Annotated in this window: 20 protein-coding genes and 1 pseudogene; 14 read left to right on the top strand and 7 right to left on the bottom strand. The window is 61.8% G+C overall.

Annotation, left to right across the window (positions count from 1 at the left end; genetic code table 11):
* Positions 1-43 precede the first annotated feature (43 nt).
* Positions 44-1,591: an FAD-binding oxidoreductase gene (locus tag V1290_RS04945; protein WP_334368937.1), complete on the top strand. Its 1,548-nt coding sequence runs from the start codon at positions 44-46 to the stop codon at positions 1,589-1,591.
* A 216-nt stretch (positions 1,592-1,807) separates the two neighbouring features.
* Here V1290_RS04945 and V1290_RS36430 read toward each other — a convergent pair whose 3' ends face one another.
* On the bottom strand, positions 1,808-2,146 hold the full coding sequence (locus V1290_RS36430) for a winged helix-turn-helix transcriptional regulator (protein WP_442894967.1): 339 nt from the start codon (positions 2,144-2,146) through the stop codon (positions 1,808-1,810).
* A gap of 327 nt (positions 2,147-2,473) precedes the next feature.
* Between V1290_RS36430 and V1290_RS04940 the strand changes: the two genes are divergently transcribed.
* The 6 genes from V1290_RS04940 (at position 2,474) to V1290_RS04915 (ending at position 9,377) form a co-directional block, all read left to right on the top strand.
* Positions 2,474-2,932, top strand: coding sequence for a DUF3237 family protein (locus V1290_RS04940; RefSeq protein WP_334363314.1), 459 nt, complete (start codon positions 2,474-2,476; stop codon positions 2,930-2,932).
* A gap of 1,516 nt (positions 2,933-4,448) precedes the next feature.
* On the top strand, positions 4,449-5,168 hold the full coding sequence (locus V1290_RS04935; protein WP_334363313.1) for a response regulator: 720 nt from the start codon (positions 4,449-4,451) through the stop codon (positions 5,166-5,168).
* Positions 5,169-5,488: 320 nt separating this feature from the next.
* Positions 5,489-6,688: a sensor histidine kinase gene (locus V1290_RS04930; protein ID WP_334368936.1), complete on the top strand. Its 1,200-nt coding sequence runs from the start codon at positions 5,489-5,491 to the stop codon at positions 6,686-6,688.
* A gap of 143 nt (positions 6,689-6,831) precedes the next feature.
* Positions 6,832-7,551: a DUF899 family protein gene (locus tag V1290_RS04925; RefSeq protein WP_334363312.1), complete on the top strand. Its 720-nt coding sequence runs from the start codon at positions 6,832-6,834 to the stop codon at positions 7,549-7,551.
* 38 nt (positions 7,552-7,589) lie between these two features.
* Positions 7,590-8,177, top strand: a complete 588-nt coding sequence (locus V1290_RS04920) for a GNAT family N-acetyltransferase (protein WP_334363311.1) — start codon at positions 7,590-7,592, stop codon at positions 8,175-8,177.
* Positions 8,178-8,387: 210 nt separating this feature from the next.
* The gene (locus V1290_RS04915) at positions 8,388-9,377 is read left to right on the top strand and encodes a Bug family tripartite tricarboxylate transporter substrate binding protein (RefSeq protein WP_334363310.1); all 990 of its coding nucleotides are present in this window, start codon (positions 8,388-8,390) and stop codon (positions 9,375-9,377) included.
* A 316-nt stretch (positions 9,378-9,693) separates the two neighbouring features.
* On the opposite strand, the gene V1290_RS04910 is transcribed toward V1290_RS04915, so the two are convergent.
* Entirely contained in the window at positions 9,694-10,941 is a 1,248-nt protein-coding gene (locus V1290_RS04910) for a glycerophosphodiester phosphodiesterase family protein (RefSeq protein ID WP_334363309.1), read from the bottom strand.
* Positions 10,942-11,044: 103 nt separating this feature from the next.
* Between V1290_RS04910 and V1290_RS04905 the strand changes: the two genes are divergently transcribed.
* Both V1290_RS04905 and V1290_RS04900 read left to right on the top strand, forming a co-directional pair.
* The gene (locus V1290_RS04905) at positions 11,045-11,359 is read left to right on the top strand and encodes a hypothetical protein (protein ID WP_334363308.1); all 315 of its coding nucleotides are present in this window, start codon (positions 11,045-11,047) and stop codon (positions 11,357-11,359) included.
* 225 nt (positions 11,360-11,584) lie between these two features.
* A complete protein-coding gene (locus V1290_RS04900) occupies positions 11,585-11,914 on the top strand; it encodes a twin-arginine translocation signal domain-containing protein (protein ID WP_334363307.1) in 330 nt (109 codons plus the stop codon).
* A 77-nt stretch (positions 11,915-11,991) separates the two neighbouring features.
* On the opposite strand, the gene V1290_RS04895 is transcribed toward V1290_RS04900, so the two are convergent.
* The 3 genes and pseudogenes from V1290_RS04895 to V1290_RS04885 form a co-directional block, all read right to left on the bottom strand.
* A complete protein-coding gene (locus V1290_RS04895) occupies positions 11,992-12,246 on the bottom strand; it encodes a GCG_CRPN prefix-to-repeats domain-containing protein (RefSeq protein WP_334363306.1) in 255 nt (84 codons plus the stop codon).
* 83 nt (positions 12,247-12,329) lie between these two features.
* A pseudogene (locus V1290_RS04890) lies at positions 12,330-13,351 on the bottom strand (alpha/beta fold hydrolase).
* 130 nt (positions 13,352-13,481) lie between these two features.
* Positions 13,482-14,186, bottom strand: coding sequence for an ArsR/SmtB family transcription factor (locus tag V1290_RS04885; RefSeq protein ID WP_334363305.1), 705 nt, complete (start codon positions 14,184-14,186; stop codon positions 13,482-13,484).
* A 252-nt stretch (positions 14,187-14,438) separates the two neighbouring features.
* Here V1290_RS04885 and V1290_RS04880 point away from each other — a divergent pair, with 252 nt between their 5' ends.
* On the top strand, positions 14,439-14,747 hold the full coding sequence (locus tag V1290_RS04880; RefSeq protein ID WP_334363304.1) for an NIPSNAP family protein: 309 nt from the start codon (positions 14,439-14,441) through the stop codon (positions 14,745-14,747).
* Between the two features lie 66 nt (positions 14,748-14,813).
* Complete coding sequence (locus V1290_RS04875; RefSeq protein WP_334363303.1) at positions 14,814-15,626, top strand: isocitrate lyase/PEP mutase family protein; 813 nt, start codon at positions 14,814-14,816, stop codon at positions 15,624-15,626.
* A 117-nt stretch (positions 15,627-15,743) separates the two neighbouring features.
* Here the strand turns inward: V1290_RS04875 and V1290_RS04870 are convergent, their stop codons facing one another.
* Together V1290_RS04870 and V1290_RS04865 are read right to left on the bottom strand one after the other, a co-directional pair.
* The gene (locus tag V1290_RS04870; RefSeq protein WP_334363302.1) at positions 15,744-16,484 is read right to left on the bottom strand and encodes a class I SAM-dependent methyltransferase; all 741 of its coding nucleotides are present in this window, start codon (positions 16,482-16,484) and stop codon (positions 15,744-15,746) included.
* Positions 16,485-16,686: 202 nt separating this feature from the next.
* Positions 16,687-17,097, bottom strand: a complete 411-nt coding sequence (locus tag V1290_RS04865; protein ID WP_334363301.1) for a hypothetical protein — start codon at positions 17,095-17,097, stop codon at positions 16,687-16,689.
* A gap of 578 nt (positions 17,098-17,675) precedes the next feature.
* Here V1290_RS04865 and V1290_RS04860 point away from each other — a divergent pair.
* From V1290_RS04860 to V1290_RS04850, 3 genes are all read left to right on the top strand, one after another.
* On the top strand, positions 17,676-21,167 hold the full coding sequence (locus tag V1290_RS04860) for an indolepyruvate ferredoxin oxidoreductase family protein (RefSeq protein ID WP_334363300.1): 3,492 nt from the start codon (positions 17,676-17,678) through the stop codon (positions 21,165-21,167).
* 384 nt (positions 21,168-21,551) lie between these two features.
* The gene (locus tag V1290_RS04855) at positions 21,552-22,061 is read left to right on the top strand and encodes a DUF4262 domain-containing protein (RefSeq protein WP_334363298.1); all 510 of its coding nucleotides are present in this window, start codon (positions 21,552-21,554) and stop codon (positions 22,059-22,061) included.
* A gap of 178 nt (positions 22,062-22,239) precedes the next feature.
* Positions 22,240-22,566: a GcrA family cell cycle regulator gene (locus tag V1290_RS04850; protein WP_334363297.1), complete on the top strand. Its 327-nt coding sequence runs from the start codon at positions 22,240-22,242 to the stop codon at positions 22,564-22,566.
* Positions 22,567-22,606 lie beyond the last annotated feature (40 nt).

The following is a 22,606-nucleotide window of genomic DNA, read 5'->3' as shown; positions in this document are numbered from 1 at the left end:
TGCAAGGCTAAAACATTACGGTTGGGGCCGCGAAGACGAAGGCATGACTGCTGAGGAGCAGGCCTTTGTGCTCGGCCGTTACCGCGAAAAATTTGCACGCGATGCGTTTGAGACAAAAGTTGTCCCGCGCCTCGAGGACCTGGCATTGCGCGCGCCGCGCGTGGTGCCACCGGCCTCACTTGCCGCTTTTTGCACGAGCGACCGATACGACCGCGTCGCGCACGCCTACGGCAAATCCTATCCAGACTACGTGCGAGCCATGCTCGGCGATTACGATTGCGCGCCCGACGTGGTCGCCTATCCAAGAAACGAAGCAGAGATTGCCGCTGTCATGGACTGGGCCGGTGGTGTCAGTGCCTCGCTTACGCCGTTCGGAGGCGGGTCGAGCGTCTGCGGCGGTGTCGAACCGCGCGTTGACGGTATCAGCTACAAGGCGGCCGTCACGCTGGACTTACGCAATCTCGGCAAGGTGGTCGAGGTGGATCAGATATCGCGCGCCGCACTGATCGAGGGTGGTGCCTTTGGTCCATCTCTGGAGAACCAGCTTAAGCCATATGGCGTCACGTTGCGTCATTTTCCGCAGAGTTTCGAGTATTCAACCCTTGGCGGCTGGATCGCGACGCGGTCGGGCGGTCATTTCGCCAGTCTCTACACGCATATCGACGACTTTGTCGAAAGCCTGCGCGTCGTGACGCCGCGCGGCATAATGGAAACACGTCGCTTGCCGGGATCGGGTGCTGGGCCGAGCCCCGACCGCATGTTCATAGGCTCCGAAGGAACGCTCGGGGTGATTTCGCGCGCCTGGATGCGATTGCAGCCACGCCCGAAATTCCGTTCTGGCGCATCGGTTCGTTTCGACTCGTTCTTCGGTGCGGCGCGCGCGCTGCGCGCGATCGCACAGGCCGGTCTCTATCCGTCGAACTGCCGCATCCTTGACGCGCAAGAGGCATTCAACACCGGGGCTGCCGACGGCAGCGTCGCGATTATGGTGCTCGGTTTTGAATCGGGCGACCATTCGCCGGATGCCTGGATGGCACGCGCGCTCGAATGCTGCGCCGACCACGGCGGGATACCGGAGGCGGCAAAGGCCGGCGATGCACATCTCGAAGGCGCGGCAGGAATCTGGCGCAACGCATTCATTCGTATGCCCTATGCGCGCGAGTTTCTGACCCCGGCCGGCATCATCAACGACACCTTCGAGACCGCTATCACCTGGGATCGGTTCGACAGCTTCCACGACAAAGTGAAGGCGGCAACGGAGCGTGCGATTCTCGCGACGACTGGCGTAAAAGGCGAGGTCACATGCCGCTTCACCCATGTCTATCCTGACGGGCCCGCGCCATATTTTTCTTTCCATGCACTCGGCCGCCATGGTGCGCTTCTGGAACAGTGGCAGGCGATCAAGAATGCGGCCAGCGATGCGCTGATCGAGGCGGGCGGGACGATCACGCATCATCACGCCGTTGGCCGTGATCATCGTCCCTGGTACGATCGTCAGCGCCCGGAGCTTTTCGCGGCCGCGCTTCGGGCCGCAAAAAGAGAGCTCGATCCGCAAGGCATGCTCAACCCTGGAGTGCTCATCGATCCGTAAGGCTGATCGACGCGCCAACGGGAGTTGGTGGCAAGGCTGTGTCGAACAATTGCCATTTGCTGCGGTGCGCGAGTCCATTGTTGGCACTGATCGCACCTCGTGTTTTCGGCGAACGTCCGCTTTGCGCCAATAGCGCCGATTTGGTGAGGTCGCGTTATGACCCCTTGCGGACATCCGGCGTCTAATGTGGGCATCGGTAGAGACGGGCGCGCGCGGCTACTTTGAAAGATCGATTGTCGCGCTTAAGCCCGTGCGATTGCGATCAATCCAACGGCAGACACTGTTTAGCGGAACCATGAAGCTTCTGCCCAACTTGGTCAGCGAGTACTTGACTCTTGGGGATCTTGATCGCGTGACCTCTCTGGAGATAAGCCCGGTCGTTTCAAGGTTGCGAAGCGTATGGGTCAGCATCCGCTGTGAGATGGCTCCCAAGCGGCGCCGCAGCTCCCCATGGTGGTAGGGCCGCCCCTCCAACAAGAAAAGGATCCTGACTGTCCATTTGCCGATGAAAAGCGTAGGGGTGACACGCAGATGCACGTCAAATCTGTCTTTCATTTTGCCTCAGCTCCCCGGCTATCCTTTTTTGAATGCCCTCGCGTCGTGATCCGGAAGACGGCAACGTCAGCCGGCCCAGCCCGGTGTGTGAGACCGGCGCAACCACTGAAATTCATCGGTGCTTGGCGGATTTCTTAATCCATTCGATTGCCGACGCAATTCAATCAGCAAGCGCCCCGGTCATTTTCAACGGCGGTCGGCAAAAGCACAATGAGGAACACCGGTGTACCTCATTGACAAAAGTCGCAGAGCAAAAAGAATAAATCGATGCTCAGTTTTGGCCCTCTCGAAGTTCTCACAAGGAAGCCTTACAGCAGGAGAAGCAAGATGACTGGAAATACTGCGATGAGGGGCGAGAAGATTTACGACATGGAACTCGATCTCACGGGAGTCACCGACTACGGCGTGAGCTTGAACGCCATCCTTTCCGGTCAGGAAGCGATTCCGCTACACGGAGCCCAATTCGACCTTGCGGTCGCTGGGCGGTACGAGGGACGCCTCGCGGGCCGTGCGCACGGCGTCGACTATGTGCGGGTCCGCGCTGATGGTCGCATGGAGCTCGACCTGCACTTGATCATCGAGACCGAGGACGGCCACCGGATCGCGTTGTCTGGCGACGGCCAAGCGGCGCCGCGACCCGGCGAGCCGGTGCTCGACATCTTCGCAAACGTCCGCCTCTCCACCGCGTCCAAAGAATATGGCTGGGTCAATGAGCGGCAGATCTGGGGTGTGGGGACCGCGAGCCTGGCGACCGGGAAGGTCCTCGCCGAAGGCTTCATGCAGTGAAAGCGACATCGCGCAGGAGGTGACTCCGATGAAAACACCGCCGATCGTTTCGCCCGAGGCCTGCAAAACCGCGCGCCTCGAGATGCTGGTGAAAGAGGAGGCCGTATCGGGTGATCGCCCAAGAAATGCTGCGAAGTTCTTGACCCTTTGCACGTAGTCATATTGGGTCTTCGGCGCGAACTTGCGGATCGTCATGTCTTCGATCATGCGCCGGCGCAACGGGCTCATTGCCTCGTCGGTCATGGGAATGCTCCTGTCTTGGGTGAAGGTTGCGAACCCCTCATCTCAAGACAGGACGCCCTGTTGCGCTATCCTGTTGGCTGCCCTGCCTGCTGCAGCGCCCTACCGCGCGAGCGGTTTAGTCCTCTGGCCTTTCTCCGACACCCGATACACGCCGAAGGTCCGCTTTGCGCTGATTGTGTTGAAGAAGTCCGCGAACCCGGCAATTTGGGATCGGACAATGCGACCGGCGCACGGTGCTTGATTGCGTCTAAGCGGGCTGGAGCGCAGGGATCGGGATCAGCTTTGCGAGCTTCCGGAGGTTCTGGGCCGTTGCGTCTGCCCAGCAGCGGCGCCGTATCGGCGAAGCGACGATGCGGCGCATCGCGACTTCAAACCGGCTCGGGCAAGACGTTATCTTGTTTGCATGCGACGGCAGTCAGGCCGATCGGACCAGAGGATGAGCTTTCGTGACTGATACGGAGACGTGGCCCGTAAGAAGTAGAGTCGGGCACTCTGCACACGAACTTAGGATTCTGCTCGGACGTCAAACAGTCGTCCTCCGTCACGAGGCGCGAAACAGCCATACGATCTCCGCAGTACATCAAATCAGGTGGGGTGGTGGAGGCCGAGGTATTCCGCAACACGAAAACGAGCAGCCAACCTATCCGCACTGCGGCTCTACGAAGAAGCAGTCCCTTCGGTGTAGTGTGGTCTTCATCGCTCTCCGCCGATGAGCCTTTCGAGATTTCCGGTACGGCCCCTCGGAAAACGGCGTGCATCGCATCGTACATGTAACGCTCCTGCTTGGTTGAGCGTGCGCACGATGGGGTCCGGATGTCGCAGAACTTTGCCGACGACCGCCGGAAATTGTCGCGATCTGTCTCAGGAATGCTGCATTGGATAGTTCGCGACAGTTGCGGCCATCGGTGATGGCCGCTCCTGTCATCCGCTCTTGAATGACCTTGCTCTCAATGCGGTTTCTTAAGTTGTATCAAGTCTGAACAGGCATACGGGTTTGCGACAAATTGCGACAAAGATGGCTCACCAGGACAACGTTCTGCGACAGCTTGTGCCTAGATTGCTTCAGCCAGATCGGGGAATCATGCACCTGAGGCCGGTTCCCGCTCGGATCGGCCGGCATCGGGATCCTGCGATCCCGATGCCGCGGCGCTGTCAGTGAAGCCAGCCACAAGCATTTGATTTCGATCGATCATACGCGGCCGATACATTCTGTTACAGTTTTTCGATGGGGTGGGTGCAGGACTTCAGTATGATCCGGGACGGAGCAAACTAGATGGACTCGGCACCTCACATCGCCGTCGTGGATGATCATCGCGATATTCGCGATCTGGTCGGCAAATACTTGATGCAGCATGGCTACCGCATCAGTCTTGCGGAGAACGCCGTTGCATTCCGCCGTTTGCTCGAACGAAATGCTCCGGACCTGGTGGTTCTTGACATCATGATGCCAGGCGAGGACGGATTGTCTCTCTGCCGCCATCTGCGCAGCACCACGGACCTTCCCGTTATCCTGTTGACTGCGATGGCTGAGGAGACCGATCGAATCGTCGGCCTGGAAGTAGGTGCCGATGACTATGTGAGCAAGCCATTCAATCCCCGCGAACTTCTCGCCCGCATCAAAGCAGTGCTTCGGCGAGTCCAAAGCCTGCCGCCGCAGAAGGGCCGGCTTGCGACCAAGGTTGTACGTTTTGATCGATGGACCTTTGACGTCAACCGGCGCGAGTTGACGGGAGACGACGGCGTTGCTGTGCCGCTCAGCACGGCGGAGTTCCGCCTGTTGTGTGCATTTCTCGACCATCCCGGCCTGGTACTCAGCCGCAATCAGCTCCTCGACCTGACGGTCGGCCGAGATGCCGATCCGTTCGACCGGAGCATCGACAATCAGGTCAGTCGCTTGCGGAAGAAAATCGAGGCCGACCCGAAAGTACCAGCCTTGATCAAGACTCACTGGGGCGGTGGATACAGCCTCGTCGCAGAGGTCGAGCAACCATGATGAGCTTGTGGACGCGCAGCCTTGCGGCCCGCTTCATCTGTTTCACGCTGCTGTCGCTCATGCTGTCGCAAGCCATCGTGTTCTTCATTTCCTGGGATGAGCACGGGCAGGCGATTCGGAAGGCCGCCAAGGGCGAGATATTCAGCCGGAGCGCCTCGCTCGCCCGGGTTTTGGAGGCGACGCCTCCGTCGCTGCAGACCGATATCCTTAATGCCAGCAACACCAGTTCAGCGAGATATTGGATATCGACCAACGGACTGAAGGATGCCTCCGCGTGGCGAGAGGAGGCATGGGAGCGCCTGGCGCAGCCATTGCCGCGCATGTCCTTTGCCGGCCACAGCGTGCCCGCCGAGGTGAGACCGGATTTCGCCCGAAACACTGCCAGCAGCAGTGGCGCCTCCTCGCAATGGGTCGACCTAAGGCCGGAAGCTTGGCCGCTGTCCCGACCAGCGAAATTTCTTTATCTCGATGATGCCACCGGCATGGGATTGGCCGTTCAGTTGGCTAACGGAGCATGGCTGAACACTGCATTTGCCAAGCCCGCGCAAGATGGCTTCTGGACCTCCAAATCCACCTTGGCACTCGGCCTCTCCGCGTTGTCGTTGTCGATCATTGCCGTATTCGCCGCACGCGGCATCGCGCAACCATTGCGCCGCCTCGCCGTAGCGGCCGAGGCCCTCGGCCGTGGCCAGGAGATCGTGCCGCTGCCGGAAACCGGCCCCGACGATATCCGGCGCACCGCCGAGGCATTCAATCGCATGCAAGCGCGCCTGCATCGTTTCGTCGACGACCGCACCAGAATGCTGGCCGCCATCGGTCATGATCTGCGTACACCTTTGACCTCGCTCCGCTTGCGAGCAGAATTCGTGCCCGACGGAGACGTTCGCGAGAAAATGCTCTCCACCATTTCCGAGATCCAGACGATGACGGAGGCGACTCTCGCATTCGCTCGCGAAGACGCAACCGCAGAAAGCACGCGGACCGTGGACCTCTCGGCTCTCGTGGAAAGTCTCTGCGATGATCTCGCTGAACTCGGCTATGACATCTCTTTTTCTGAAGGACAGAAGATCAGCTATAGCTGCCGGCCAGACGCGCTGCGCCGCGCGTGCCGCAACCTCGTCGAAAACGCCATCCGGTATGGCGAGCGAGCGCGCGTCAGCGTGGAAAGGCAAGCCGATAGTGTCGAAATCACCGTCTCGGACGATGGCCCAGGTATTCCAGACAGTGCCAAAGAGCAGGTTTTTACGCCGTTTTTCCGGATGGAGAATTCGCGGAACCGCGAAACAGGAGGCGTAGGTCTCGGCCTTTCCATTGCCCGGACCATTGTCCGCCACCACGGCGGCGATATCGTCTTGACCAACAAGCAGAAGGGGCTGCAGGCGACCATTAGCCTGCCGGCGCTGGACGGCGGGCCGCCACCTCCCATCAGCCGCCCGGTCGCAGGAGCGAAGGACGTTACCAGCACTCTCGAAAAGGCAGAGCCTTCGCCAGTGGCCACGCCAACGGCTGCCATTCATTGATCAGGGGTGACGCAAAGATAACTGACTTCGAAGGTCAAATTTGTGCAGCGCGTTGGGTGTGTTGCGGCAAGCGGGTGCAATAGGGAACTCGCTACTCACGGATGAGTTTATGGGTTCACAGACCTTCAATCCGGAGGGAAGCCATGGAGCATCTCCGCTACCCGAACGAAACCGCCGAGTATCGTGCTGCCAGAAACGCGCTTCTGGACGAAGAGATCGCGCTTCGTGCCCACATTGAAGCTGTTGCAGCGAAGCGCCGCGCCTTGCCGCTCGGCGGCAAAGTACCGGAAGACTATGTATTCGAGCGGATCGGCAAGAATGCCGCGCCGGAGAAGGTCAGGATGTCCGAGCTGTTCGGTCCGCATGACACGCTCATTCTGTACAGCTTCATGTATGGACCCGAGCGGGAGCTGCCCTGTCCAGGCTGCACGCACCTGCTCGATGGGATCGACGGCGCGGCAAGGCACATCGGCCAGCGAGCTGCACTTTACATCGTTGCGAAATCCCCAATCGCACGTCTTGCCGCGTGGGCTCACGAGCGCGGCTGGGACCATCTGCCGCTGGTGTCTACGGCGGGCAATAGCTACGACGCGGATTATTTTGGTGACACGTCGAAGTTTCCCAAGGGCGTGCGTGCACAGCATCGCGTTCCGGACGGCGAGAACTGGGACGAAACGATCTTCAACGTGTTCAAGAAAAGCGGCGGAGCAATCCGTCACTTCTGGGGATCGGAGATGAGCTTCGCACCAACCGAGCCCAATCAACATCATCGCGCCGGGGATCTGGTCGACCCCTTGTGGGGTCTGCTCGACATGACCCCCGAGGGGCGTGGGGACTTTTTCCCCAAGGTAAAGTACGATTGACCCTTGGATGGACGGTGAGTGACCGAGGGAGCGACACGATGTCGGCGGTGCCGGAAGTCATATCCGCAGACGCGAACAATCGGGCAAGCGCGATCAGCACCATTGTGCTCGGCTTTGCGGCTGACCCGATGGCGCGTTTTGCTTGGCCCGATCCGTCCGTATACCTCGGAATAATGCCGCGGATGGTCAATGCTTTCGGCGGCGGTGCTTTCGAGCATGGCACAGCCTACATCACCGAAGGGGCTCGCGCTGCCGCTCTATGGCTACCACCAGGCGTCGAGCCGGACGAAGCAGAAATGAACGCAATCATGGAGGAGTCCCTGCGCCCGGAGATATCAGGGGATATCGGGGCCATCATGAAAGGAATGGCCGAACATCATCCGCATGAGCCGCATTGGTATCTGCCTCTTATCGCCGCCGATCCGAGATGGATCGGGCAGGGGCTTGGCTCGTTGCTGATGAAACACGCGCTTCGACGATGCGACGAGGAGGGCATCGCGGCCTACCTCGAAAGCTCGAACCCGCGTAACATTTCGCTCTATGAACGCCACGGCTTCAAGATCACCGGCAGAATCCAAAGCGGCTCTTCGCCAGTGGTGACGCCGATGCTGCGGCCGGCATCCTGAACGCTCAAGTTGCCTCAACCGAGCATCACCGCACCACATTTTCCAGCTCTCGGAAAATTGCAGTTGCAGATGCTATCATCGAGCTAACACGCCCGCGAGTTGTGGCGAAAGATCCGGATTTTGTTAACTGCGCTAATCTGTCCCGGCTTTCTGTTATGGCAGAAGCCGGGCGATGGGATACCCTCCTTGAAAAATCAAGGAGGAAAAAAGATGCCCTTAAAATTCAGCCGCCGTCATTTCATCGCTGCTGGTACCGCCGCTGCCGCGATGCCCTTGCTGTCGCGTGGCGCCTCCGCGCAAGCCGCGTGGCCGTCGCGGAATATCCGCATGGTCTGCAGCTACCCGGCGGGCGGGCAGACGGATCTGCTCGCGCGCGCCTTCGGCGATTTCATCTCCAGGCAGGTGGGGCAGAACGTCGTCATCGAAAACAAGGCGGGCGCTTCCGGCTCGATCGGCGCGGCCGAAGTTGCACGCGCCGCGCCCGATGGCCACACCATCCTGTGCTCGATTTCGACCACCTATGTGATGAATCGGGTGATGATGAAGAACCCCGGCTACGACATGGACAGAGACCTGACGCTCGTCAGCATCATTCCGGGTGCCGGGCTGCTGCTGGTCGCGAGCCTGGCATCCGGCGTCAAAACGCTGGACGATTTCGTCGCGTTCGCGCGCAAGAAGGGCCAGGTGAATTTCGGCACCTATAGCGCGGGCTCCGCCCCGCACATGACGATCAACGAACTCAACAAGCAGTACGGCCTCAAAATAGAACCGATCCACTACCGGGGCGAAGCGCCGATGTGGACGGGCCTGATGGACGGCACGCTTGACGTCGCGATGGGCAGCTACACGGCCGCTCAACCCGTCCTGCAAGGCAACCACGGCGTGGTGTTCGCGGTGCATTCGAAGAAGGTCGCCGCGATCCCGAACGTCAAGACCCTTCCCGAACAAGGCGCGACATCGAAGTTCTTCACCATCAGCGGCTTCACAGGCTGGGCATTGCCGAAGGCGACGCCGCAGCCGATCGTCGATCGGCTTTCGGAACTCTGCGTGGCCGCCAACAACGATCCGAAAGTGAAGGAAGTTCTCGCGACGTTCGTGCTCGAGCCGGCAATCGGCTTCAAGGAAAGCAATGCTCTATATCAGCGCGAATTGCCGACCTGGATCGAGACCGCGCAGGCCCTCGGCCTGGAGCCGGCGTAGCGTAAGTAGGGGTAGTTAGCCTACGGGCCTGTGTGAGGTGAGCACATCGGTCAGGCTCCCTCCCCCTTGCGGGGGAGGGTTGGGGAGAGGGGTAAGCCGCGGGCGAGATGAGTCGATGTGCGCACCGCCTCCTCAATTCAATCTCGGTCGCCCGTTGTGACGCCCACATCGAGAGAGCACGTCGTGCGGCACCCCTCTCCCTAACCCTCCCCCGCAAGGGGGGAGGGAACCCTGCCGCTGGTGCGTCCCTCACAGCATTGCAAGCAGTGGCCAATTAGACGCCATGGGTTTCGCTCCGCTCTACCCTACAAGCCTCTCACTTCATCCCCGTGCAGCTCGCATAAAACGTCGTCGTCGCGGGCCAATCCGAGAACATGCCGCGGATGCCGACCTGCTTGACCAAAATATCCAGCACCGTCAGCGCATCGCCGTCGTGGTCGATCGCGCTCCTGATCGACTTGTGATAGAAGCCGCCGCCCTCGTTGAGCGGGCCGTCGCGTTCCAGCGACCAGCCGATCAGGTCGAGGCCGGCGGCCTTCGCAGCCTTGGCGTATTCGGACGGGACGATTTCTCGTCTGTCGTTCAGCGTCAGCATGGTCCAGATCGGTGGGCCGAGGATCGCGACGCCTTGCGACTTCAATTCCGCCATCGACGGTTTCCACGTCTCCGGCTTGTTGGGATCGAGACCCTGCTTTTCGTAGCGCTCTTCGAGATAGACCGCCTGTTTCGCGAATTCCGGTTCGGTCTTCACCCAATAGAGCACGTCGGCGAGATTAAAGCTTTGCGCGAAGACATCGCTCGGCGGAATGCCGGCCTTTTTGTAAGCGTCCAGCATCTGCGATGCGTATTTCTCCTGCGTGTAATCGCCGTCGAACGGCATCGCCACCTCGGGCGCCTTGAGTTCAGGCGTGAACTTGGCGCCGAGACTTTTGATCAGCGCGATGCTCTCGTCATGCGTCATCAGTGTGCCGGAATTGGCGTAGAGGTCGGTGCGCCAGCGCGGCGTGCCGTTCTGATATTCCTCAGGCGTCTTCGCGTCGGGATTGAAGCCGTCCATCTTCGCGCGCAGCCGCCGGAATTCGGCGAGCGTGATGTCTGACGTGCAGCACTTTGCGGAGGCTTTCTTGCCCGTCGCGGAATCTGCCGGGCTGAAGGCTTGCGTGCATTTTGCGGCAAGCTCCGGCACGGCCAGAATGTTGGTGGTGGTGTGCAGGTCGCACTGCGAATGGCGGCACACGAGTTGGCGGTCTTTCGTAAACGTCACGTCGCATTCGATGATGCCGGCGCCCATCCGGGCGGCGGCAATATAGGACTCCCTGGTATGCTCGGGAAATTCCAGCGCGGCGCCGCGGTGGCCGATGGAAAAATCGGTCTTGCGGAACGGCCCGGTGCACTGGCTGAGTTGTTGCTTCAGCGGCCCGTCTTTCATCTTGTCGACGAGATAGAACGGCCGCGGGCCAATCTGTGGCTCGCGCGGCAGCGGGATGTCCTCGGCCGCGGCGGGAGGGATTGCGGTCAACAGCCAGAGCGCTGAGAGGAGGGCGGAGCGATGGCGGACGGGCATGGGTGGCACCTCGGATAACGCATTGCGCGCAGCCTTGATATCACGGAGCATGTGACAGTTGCGTGTTGAAGAGGTTTCGTAGAGCCGAAGCAGGGAGAATGAAATGCCCGCAGCCTTTTTCGTCGTCCGCGCCACTGTGTCCGATCCCACCAGGCGTCAGGCCTTCGACGCCTGGTACTCGCGCGAGCATCTGCCGGATGCGATGAAATCGTTCGGCGCGGTGAAGGCGTGGCGCTACTGGAGTGCGACCGATCCATCGCTGCACGAGGCGATGTACCAGTTCACGGACCAGGCTGCGCTCGATCGCGCGATCGAGGGACCGGAGATGAAACGCCTGGTCGCAGACTTCAACCGCGACTGGCCGGACGTGACGCGGACGCGCGAGGTGCTGGTGCTTGCCGAGGAGCGCGTGGCGTAAGACGCGAGACGACGTGTCCGCCGTAGAGAAGACGCGTCGTCACACATGCGCGCGACGCAGAAATACCGCGAAGACGACAAAAAGTTCCGCTGCAAAAAACAGCGCGTGAAAATAATTCTCGATCGACTCCGTTCGCAGCAAAGCTGAACACGCAGTTCACCGCGCGTTCATCTCGGCACATCGAAACTCTCTTTCTTGCACACAGCAAACGGAGGAAGGGATGTGATGGAACGCCGCCACTTTCTGAAGCTCGCCTTTGGATTTGCCGCGGGCGGTGTCGCGCTCGCAGCGAGCGCGGAGGCCGCGCCGCTGATGCCGGCACCGCTCGCCGATGACGCGAAGCTGCCCGCCAACAAGGATGCTCAACCTGCTGTCACGTCCGGCGCCGAGGTCGATCGCCTCGCGCCTGAAGAAGTACGATGGGGCCGCGGCCGACGTCGCGGTTGGGGCCGAAGGCACTGGGGCTGGCGCCGCCGCCGTTGGCGCCGCCGGCACTGGGGCTGGTATCGCCGCCGTCGCTGGCGCCGCCGCTACTGGCGCCGTCGCTACTGGTAAAACTTCGCCGTCGATTGTTTGGAGAAGTAATAAAAAAAGCCCCGCGCGAGCGGGGCTTTTGTCATGCTTGCGAATTCTCAGTAAGCGCGGCAGCGTCCATAGCGCCACACGGTGCCGTAGGGGCACACGCGGCCGGGCCGCACCACGACGGCCGGAGCTGCAGGACGCACCACGACGACCGGTGCCGCCGGCCGAACAACGACCCGGCGATTGGGTTGGCAGCCGCCATAGGGGCCGCGATGCCAGCCGGGGCCGCATCCGCCCGCAGCTTCCGCCGCGCTAAAGCTGGCAATGGTGCCCAGGGCCAAAACTGCTGCGAAAAGGTACTTCATGTTTTCTCCCGTTCTTGGCCGCAAGGCGGCACGCAACGGAACTTAGTCACGAGACCTGAATGGAACATGAATGTTCCCTGATGCTATGGGGCGGCCAAAAATCCAAGCACCAGCTCGCCGTATTTCGCCGGCGCTTCCAGAAAGACCAGGTGTCCGGTGTTCGGAATCACCTCGGCTCTGCCGCGGGCCATCTTGGCGGCGAGCGCTTTGGCCAGCTCGGCGTTCTGCCCCATTTTCGCGCGCAGCGCTTCCGGCGCGCTGGCTCTTCCCGGCGCGTTGTAATCGTCGGCGCCATCACGAACAGCGTCGGCTGCGTGATCAGCGGGATCTCGTGCACGACAGGCTCGCGATAGATCATCTGTGCGGAACTGACGAACGCGCGCAGCCAGCGCGAATATTCGGCGCTGCCCTTGATGTTGAAACGCGCATCGATGAACGGCGTGATTTGTTCGGGCGGCAGCTTTAGCGCGTAATTGGTCTCGAGCTGCTTGCGATAGCCGTCCGCTGTGAGTTTATCTTCGTTCTCCAAAATCTTTTCGGTCGGCGTCGGCGGGACGTAGAGCCGGTAATCCTCCAGTCCGATCGGAGCGGTCAGCACCAGATGCGCGATCCGGTCAGGGTAGGCGCGTGCGATCCGCACCCCGAGCATGCTGCCGAGCGAATGCGCCACGATGTCGGCCTTGGCGATTTGCAGATGATCGAGCAGCGCGATCGTGTTGCGCGCCAGCGTATCGAAATGCAAATCGCCTTGCGGCTTCGATGATTTTCCAAAGCCGATCTGGTCCGGCACCACCACGCGGTACCCCGCATCGCTCAAGGTCTTGATGACCGGCGCCCAGTAGCTCGATGGAAAATTGCGGCCGTGCAGCAGCACCACGCTGCGTCCATTCGGCTGCGCGGGAGCTATGTCCATATAGGCCATCCGCACCGGCTCGCCGTCGTTGACCAGCGGCAGCAGATGGACCGGGTAGGGATAGGCAAAACCTTCGAGCGCAATGCCGTAGGGTTCGCGCGTGGCCGGTCGTTCGGTTTCCGCCGCGGCCGCAGACAACAACGGCATCGCGGCCAATGCGGCTGCTAACGCGCCGACGCACATCCCTCGCATCCCAGAACTCCTGTTCCCAAGACAGGAGCGTATTGGTGCCGATGTCGCGCGGTGTAAAGACTTTGCATTTCACGTTTTGGCGAGAGCGCGAGTTGATTAACCCTCATGGTGAGAAGGCGCGCAAGAGCCATCACGAATGAGCTTCGCTGCTCCCAAACAGCGCTGCGAACCGCTTTTCGCCGGTGCGGGTGAAGTTCACGACGCGGCTGCCGGGCGCGGGATCGCGCGCCGCCCAGTTCAATTCGGTGAAGCGGTTCATTACTGCAGCGCCCAGCGTGCCGGCGAGATGGTGCCGCCGTTCGCTCCAGTCGAGACAGGCCTTGCACACGGGCCGCCGCGGATGGGCGAGCATATCTGCGTCGATCTGCAGCGCCTCGGCGATGAAGCGCTTGCCCTCGCCGGTGAGTTCGATCGCCTGTTTGGTTTGCCGGACCAGCTTTTGCTTTCGCATGCTGTCGAGCATCTGCACGCCGAGATCGCCGGCCAGATGATCGTAGCAGATCCGGGCGCGGCGCAGCGCCGGCTCCTTCGGCCCGGTGCGCACGCGCGTGTGCCCGGCGCGTTCGGCAAGGCCCGCCAGCCCTTCGAGCACGCCCGCAACATCGGGGCCGGTGAGACGGTAATAGCGATGACGGCCCTGCTTCTCCGGCTCGATCAGGCCGCCGGTCTCGAGCTTGGAAAGATGCGAACTGGCGGTCTGCGGCGTGATGCCGGCCTGGTGCGCCAGCTCGCTCGCGGTCAGCGCGCGGCCGTCCATCAGCGCGGTCAGCATGTTGGCGCGGGCGGGATCGCCGACCAGGGAGGCGACCATGGCGATATCAGGACCTGCTTTCATAGTTCGATGATAGCCGAAGCATCGCGGTAGGGCAAGCGGGTAGTCTCGCCTCGAACGTCATTGCCTGCGACAAACGCGAAGCGTTTGCGCAAGGGAGCGCAGCGACGACTTGTCCGCCGTAGCTTTAGCGAAGGCGGAAGCAATCCATTCCTCCGCTTGTGGAGCTATGGATTGCTTCGCGGAGCCTGTCATCCGGCGGCGCTTTGCGCCGACCGGGTGGCTCGCAATGACGGGGAAACATTGGAGAGCATCATGACCGTCACCGTCTTCATCCGCTATCAACTCGACCCGTTCAAGCGCGCCTTGTTCGAAGAATACTCCAAAAACTGGCTCACCATCATTCCGAAATGCGGCGGCGACCTGATCGGCTACTGGATGCCGCACGAGGGCACCAACAACATCGCATTCGCGCTGATCTCGTTCGACAGCCTTGCGTCTTACGAAAGCTACCGCGCACGGCTGCGCGCGGACAGCGAAGGCAAGGCCAATTTTGATTTCGCCGAGGAGAACAAGTTCATCCTCGCGGAGGAGCGGACGTTTCTGCGCAAGGTCGTGGCGTGAGACGTCTGGCGGAGAAGATGCAGCGTTACTATGTAGGCGGCGCCAACAAACCGAGGGGAGCGACCCATGCTGACATCTGCTGACAAACGCGCCGCATTCAGGAAGTTGCACGAGAGCGGATGCTTCATCATCCCCAATCCGTTTGACGTCGGCAGCGCGAAGGCGTTGCAGCATCTCGGCTTCAAGGCGCTGGCGTCCACCAGCGCCGGCTTTGCCTGGACGCTGGGCAAGGCCGACAACCACGTCACCGTCGACGACGTCTGCGCCCATCTCACAGCGATCTGCGCGGCGGTCGATATTCCGGTCAACGCCGATTTCGAGGACGGCTTTGCGCACGAGCCGGACAAGGTCGGCGCCAATGTCGCGCGGGCGGTTAAGACCGGCGTGGCCGGCCTGTCGATCGAGGATTTTACCGGCGACAACGCAAAGCCGCTGTTCGATCGCGCGCTCGCCGTCGATCGCATCAAAGCGGCGCGCCAGGCGATCGATGCCGACAATAGCGGCGTGCTGCTCACCGGCCGCTGCGAGGCGTTCCTGCGCGGGCAGAAGGATTTGAAGCTCGTGATCGACCGGCTCACCGCCTATGCCGAAGCCGGCGCCGATTGCCTCTATGCGCCCGGCATCGCGACGCCGGAAGAGATTTCGGCGGTCGTGAAAGCGGTGCATCCAAAGCCGGTCAATCTCCTGGTCGGCGCGGCCGGCCCATCGCTGCAGGCGGCCTCCGATCTCGGCGTGCGCCGCATCAGCGTCGGCGCTTCGCTGGCGCGGATGGCCTGGGCCGGCTTCATGAAGGCGTCAAAGGAGATGGCGGAGAAGGGCACCTTCGGCGAATTCGCCAACGGCTATCCCGGCGGCGAGATCAACAAGATGTTCAGCTAGGTCCCAATGGCCGAAGGCGTCAGATGACTGCTGCTTCTCCCGGATAGCGGCCATCGATCTTTAAGGCGGTGGTCAATCGCGAGCCGCCCGTGTCATGCGGCGCGGGCGGCTCGACTCTCAACGCGTTTCTGTCTTTCGCGCTGAGACCAGGAGCATCATCGGCCGCTCCAGCTCTTCGGCCAGTTCGGGCAAGCGCTCGATCTGTTCGTGCGTCGGGGCGAATTCCTCGACCCGGCGCAACTCGAAGCCCGTATCAATCAGCGTGTTGAGCGTCGTGCCGAGGGTCCGGTGATACTTCAGCACGCCCTTGGCGAACCAGTCCGCGCGGCGCTCGCCCTCGACCGAGTAGCCGTTGACCGGCCAGGTCTTGCGGCCGTCTTCATCGGCGATCCAATGCGGATGCGCCGCAGCCATGAAGATCGGATGCTCTATCGTGAAGACCAGATCTCCGCCGCCGACCAGCGCCTTGTGGATCATGCGCGCGAGGCGCCGGAAATCCTCGACATAGTGGAAGGTCAGGGCGCTGTGGATGAGGTCGAAAGCCGCTTCGGGCAACTCCAATGTCTCGAGATCGGCGAGCAGATATTCAATGGCCGGGTCCGAGGTATCGACCTTGGCGCGTGCGATCATGTTCTGCGACAGATCGAGGCCCAGCACCGAGACCGCGCCTTGCGCGCGCATCCAGCGCGAGGCCCAGCCGAAGCCGCAACCCAGATCGGCCACGCGCTTGCCGGTTAGCGCAGGCAGCATAGCCCGGACAGCCGGCCATTCCGGCGCGCCGTCCAGCCCCTGCACCTGGCGAGGTAATCGGCTGTAGCCGGCGAAGAAATCGGGATTGTCGTAGATATTCTGCGCCACGTTTGTCTCCGTAGTGGAGGGAGGGCGAGGCACGTTTCAAGAGCCGATAGACCTCGCCCGCGAGGGGCGAGGCCAGGGTTGGCCAGTGTGCATCGCGCGATCGTTATCCTCTGGCTTTGATCAATCGGTTCTGAGCCTGGACAACGCAAAAAAAACAGCGGGCCATTTTGCCCGCTGTACGTCGTTTGGGATTGATCAACGGCTACTGCTTGGAGCGATCGACCTCGGTGCCGGTCGGTTCCTGCGATAGCGGCGTCGGGCGATTGGTCGCGGCGCCGGTGGTCGTGCCAGGATCGGTGTTGCTGCGCGGCGTTACGTCACGCATGCCCGGAGGCGCCGACGGGTTGGCCGGCTGCGTCTGCTGCGCGGTGTTGGTCGACGAGGTACCGGCCTGCTGCACGGTGGTGTTGTTCAGGCCATAGAACAGCGCGCCGAGTACGAGCGCGATGGCAACGGCGAACATCGCAACCTTGGCGCCACTCGGCGGACCTTCGGACAGCGCGGGATCGGGCTGCAGCTCATTGTCGAGACTGTTGAAGCGGGCCTGACGGCGGACTTCTTCATCGCTCAGGCCGGCGCGGTAAGGATCGTTCGGATCGGGTTGGTGTGCCATGAATGGGTTCCTCCGTTAGGCATCCCAAGTAAGCGTGGAGACAATGGCTGGCGTGCGCGGATGTTCCGCGCCAATGTTGCAACCCCGTAATGTTGGAACCGGTGATTCCCTCGAACGAGGGATCGGCCGATTGCAAATTGGCGTTGCCGGGCAGGTAAACCGCGATTGCCCTGACATCCGCATCGCTCATCTGCGAGGTCGAGTTGATCACGACCTCCGACATCAGTTCGCCGGCGTTCATGACCTTCGCCGGCTATGAACGCAGTGCACAAAAGCAGCGCCGCGAGAATCGCCGGCATGGTCGTCCCTGCACCGATTGACCTTCTGGAGCGTTATGGCGCGAAAGTGCGCACAGCGGGGGCGCCATGCCGTTTCGCGCCGAGGCTTCCGGACGACACAAACCGAAATGCCGCGTCGATTTTCCCGGCACGATATTGCGAAGTTTGAGGGCGCGGCTTTCTTGCCGAGATTTGTGGTGCGCGGCCCGGAAAAACCGACATAGACTGGTTCTAACGAATTCAGATGCTTAGCTAAAAAAGCGTCGTCACGATCAAGGCTTACCGCCAAAGAGGGCTGCAATGGGAATTAACCAGGGTCCGATCAGTCTCGATCAGAAGTACACGCAAGGGTCCGGCCACATCTTCCTGACCGGCATCCAGGCGCTGGTCCGCCTGCCGATGGCGCAAATTCGCCGCGACCGCGCCGCAGGGCTCAACACCGCGGGCTTCATCTCCGGTTACCGCGGCTCCCCCTTGGGCGGTTATGACCAGCAGCTCTTCGCAGCCCGCAAACATCTCGAACAGTACAACATCAAGTTCCAGCCCGGCGTGAACGAGGATCTCGCGGCCACCGCGATCTGGGGCTCGCAGCAGCTCAATCTCTCGCCCGGTGCCACGTACGACGGCGTGGTCGGCATCTGGTACGGCAAAGGCCCCGGCGTCGACCGCTGCGGCGACGTGTTCCGCCACGGCAACACGGCCGGCTCGGCTAAACATGGCGGCGTGCTGTGTCTCGCCGGCGACGATCACGGCGCCAAATCCTCTACCGTCCCGCATCAGTCCGACCACGCCTTCATCTCCGCGCTGATGCCGTACCTCTATCCCTCCAGCATCCATGAAATGATCGAGATGGGTCTGTTGGGTATCGCGATGTCGCGCTACTCCGGCTGCTGGGTCGGCATGAAGGTGATCACCGAGACGGTGGAAACCACCGCCGAGATCGACCTCACCGACGAGATGACGCCGTTCGCGATCCCGACCGATTTCGAGATGCCGCCGGGCGGCCTCAACCTGCGCTGGCCCGACGACCGCTATGCGCAGGACCTGCGCCTGCAGGACTACAAGGGCTATGCCGCGATCGCGTTTGCGCGCGCCAACAAGATCAACCGCATCACCATGGATTCGCCGAATGCCCGCTATGGCATCATGGCATCCGGCAAGAGCTACGAGGACATCCGTCAGGCGCTGCGCGAGCTCGGGATCACCGAGGAGGTCGCCGCCAAGATCGGCTTGCGGCTTTACAAGATCGGCATGCCCTGGCCGCTGGAGCCGGAAGGCGTGCGCAATTTCGCTATCGGCCTCGAGGAAATCTTCATCGTCGAGGAGCGCCGCGAGATCGTCGAGAACCAGGTCAAGCAGGAGCTGTTCAACTGGCGCGACGACGTCCGTCCGCGCATCGTCGGCAAGATGGACGACCACGACAAACGGTTTCTCACCTTCGCCGCTGAGCTCAGCGTTGCGTCTCTTGCGAGCTCGCTGACCGAACGCCTGCTTCGACTTAATCTCAACCCCGAAATCGCCGCGATGCTGCGCGCCAAGGCCGACTGGTTCAATGGCCGACAGGCGACCCAGATGCAGGCGGTGGCACCCATCACCCGCACGCCGTATTTCTGCTCGGGCTGCCCGCACAACACCTCGACCAAGGTGCCGGAAGGCAGCCGGGCCTTCGCCGGCATCGGCTGCCACTTCATGGCGCTGTGGATGGACCGCAACACCGAGACCTACACCCATATGGGAGGCGAGGGCGTGCCGTGGGTCGGCGTCGCACCCTTCACCAAGGAAGAGCACGTGTTCGCCAATCTCGGCGACGGCACCTACTTCCACTCCGGCAGCCTTGCGATCCGCCAGGCGATCGCCTCGGGCGCCAATATCACCTACAAGATCCTTTATAACGACGCGACCGCGATGACCGGCGGCCAGCATGTCGACGGCGAATTGTCGCCGCAGCAGATCACCTTCCAGCTTCATTCGGAAGGCATCCGCAACATCTACCTCGTCTCGGAAAATCCCGACGCCTATCCGGCGTCCGAGATAGCGCCCGGCGTCAAGACCGCGCATCGCGACGAGCTTCAGGACGTCATGAAGATCTGTCGCACGCTGAAGGGAACTTCGGCCATCGTGTTCGTGCAGACCTGCGCCGCCGAAAAGCGCCGCCGCCGCAAGCGCGGCCTGATGGAAGACCCGGCGCGCCGCGTCATGATCAATCCGGCCGTGTGCGAAGGCTGCGGCGATTGCTCGGTGCAGTCGAACTGCATCTCGGTGGAGCCGCTGGAAACCGAGATGGGCCGCAAGCGCACCATCAACCAGTCGACCTGCAACAAGGATTACTCCTGTCTGAAGGGCTTTTGCCCGTCCTTCGTCACCATCGACGGCGGCAAGCCGCGCCGCCGCGCCCCGGCCAGCCTTGGTGATATCGACGATTTGCCGGAGCCGGCCTCACTCCCGTCGTTGGAACGGCCCTACAACATCGCGGTCGGCGGCGTCGGCGGCACCGGCGTCTTGACCATCGGTGCGCTGCTCGGCATGGCCGCCCATATCGAGGGCAAGGCCAGCATGATCCTCGACATGTCCGGCCTGGCGCAGAAGGGCGGCGCGGTGCTGAGCCACGTCCGGCTTTCCGAACACACCGCCGACGTCACCTGTTCGCGGATCGTCACCGGTACCGCCGATCTCGTGATGGCCGCCGACGAGGTGGTCGCCGCTGCCAAGGATACCATCACGCTTTGTGAAGCCAGCCGTACCGTTGGCGTCATCAATACCCACGTGATCCCGACTGCCGACTTCATCCTCAACCGCGATTTCAATTTCCAGAGCCGCAAGGTCAACCACGTGCTGGAGACCGAGCTGCGCAAGGATTCGTGGTTCTACGATTTCACCAAGCCTGCCGAAGCGCTGCTTGGCGACTCCATCGCCACCAACATCATGATGCTGGGCTATGCCTATCAGAAGGGCCTGCTGCCGCTGTCGGCAAAGGCGATTCTGCAGGCGATCGAGGTCAACGGCGTTTCGATCAAGATGAACACGCAGGCCTTCCAGCTCGGCCGTCTCGCCGCGGCCGATCCGGCGCGGCTCGACGCCATGATGAAGGGCCAGGACGAGCCAGTGGTGGCGAAGACGCTGGAGGTGATGACGCTGGACGAGATCATCGTCCATCGCAGCGCGCACCTCGCCGACTACCAAAATACCGCGCTCGCCGAGCGTTATCGGGCTCTCGTGAAGCGAGTCCGTGATGCGGCAATCGACGGCGGCTATGGCGAGGCCTTGCCGCGGGCGGTCGCGATCAACTACGCCAAGCTGCTCGCCTACAAGGACGAGTACGAAGTCGCGCGGCTGTTCACCGATGGCCGCTTCGAAAAGCAGCTCCGCGACCAGTTCGAAGGCGAGTTCAAGTTCAATTTCAATCTGGCGCCGCCGATCCTCGGCGGTGGCCTCGATGCGCTGGGGCGGCCGAAGAAGCGCGCCTTCGGCGCGTGGATGATGCCGGTGTTCCGAACATTGGCAAGGCTGCGCTTCCTGCGCGGCACGCCGCTCGACATTTTCGGCTACAGCGCCGACCGCAAGCTCGAGCGCGACCTGATCGTGGCTTACGAGAGGGATGTCGAAACCGTGCTCGGCCTGTTGTCGCCGGTCACCCACGACACCGCGGTCGAAATTCTCGCGCTGCCCGACCGCATCCGCGGCTACGGCCCGATCAAGGAGAAGGCGGTGCACGACGCCAAAGCCCGCCACGCCCAACTCACCGCCGATCTCGCCAGCCCGCCCCCCGCGCCGCGGCAGTTGGCGGCGGAGTAAGCCCCGTGTCCCGGACGCGGCGCAACGCTCCCGGCGATGCGAAGCATCGTCCGGTGCGTTGCGCCGCAGAGCCGGGACCCATCTCACCGCATAGGCCCCGGCTCAGCAGCGCACCGCTAGCGCGCTGCGCTGCGTCCGGTGCACGAGAGCCGGGTGGGGTGGGCAAAGGCGCAAAGCGCCGTGCCCGCCTTGCAAAGCCTAAACCCTCATGGTGAGGAGCGCGTCTTCGAGCGTCTCGAACCATGCGGCCCCGATCCCACCTGCGGCAATCCTTCGAGACGACCGCTTCGCAGTCTCCTCAGGATGAGGTATGTAGATGTGGCTGCGTACGGTGGGTTAGCGAAGCGTAACCCACCGTACGCCTATCACACCCGATGTGCATGCATGTTCACTGCCGTTGATGCCGACCCTGAACGGCTTGACCAACACGAGCAGAACTTCGTTCGGCGGATTCGCGAACATGGCTGGTTTGGCATGCACGTCATGCCAGACGATAAAGGGCCTGGTTTCTCCTACACAACCGGCTTCTGGCTGAAGTTCAGGTTTCCAGAGGTGTTGTTGTTCTCGATGTCGAAGGAGAACGCCCAGGATACGTTCTGGCACATCTATCGCGAACTCGAAGCCGGGCGACGTTTTCCGGTTGGTGAGCCAACCGGTCAGATCTTCGACAATGCCGCGGCCGTGCTTCTGCCAGTGTCGCGCGCGCAGTATCAATCTCACCTCGGATGGTGCAGATGGTTTTATGGAAATGACAGCTTCGAATGTCTCCAACTGGTATTCCCGGATCGAGGCGGAGAGTTTCCGTGGACAGCGGGATCGTCGGCGGATTTTCGAGAGGCTCAGCCTGATTTGACCGCCGGTAATTGGTCCGGCGTGCGCGATCGCTACAACTGATTGCCTGCTGGGCAATCAAGGAGTGGGTCGTCTCCGCGCGGCAGATGGCAGTGAAGTGGAAAGCCGAGTAGGGGTATCGGTCCTCAACGACGCGGCATTAACGACGAGACCATCTCCTCGCTCAAGCAACGTGAGCAACGACTAGCCTGTCGCTCGCAGTCGATGTATAATCATCTCCATGGGTTGGGATGCGAAAGACGTAGCACTGCTCAAAAAGCTCTGGGCCGATGGCCACAGCGCCGGTCAGATCGCAAGTCGGCTAGGCCTGAGCCGTAATGCCGTGAGCGCCAAGTTGCAGCGCATGGGCCAGAAGCGCGGTCGCAAGCCGCCAACCGCGAACCCCAGGATCGTGTCGGTGCCGAAGCGAAAGGTAGCGCAGTCGGCCTGTGCCCGCCCGGCCGACAAGGTCGTGTCCCAGCGCAAGCCGGCGGCAACGCAGCCCAAGGAATTCACCAAGCGCCAGCTCTACGCGATGCTGGTCGATGCGGTCAGGAATACCGGCTGACGCTTGCTGATTGGCCCGTCGGCAAACCAGCGGGCGCCGC

Source organism: Bradyrhizobium sp. AZCC 1578, from assembly GCF_036924675.1.
GTDB lineage: Bacteria > Pseudomonadota > Alphaproteobacteria > Rhizobiales > Xanthobacteraceae > Bradyrhizobium.
Note: the sequence above shows the minus strand (reverse complement) of the source record. Positions and strands in the feature narration are given on the sequence as shown.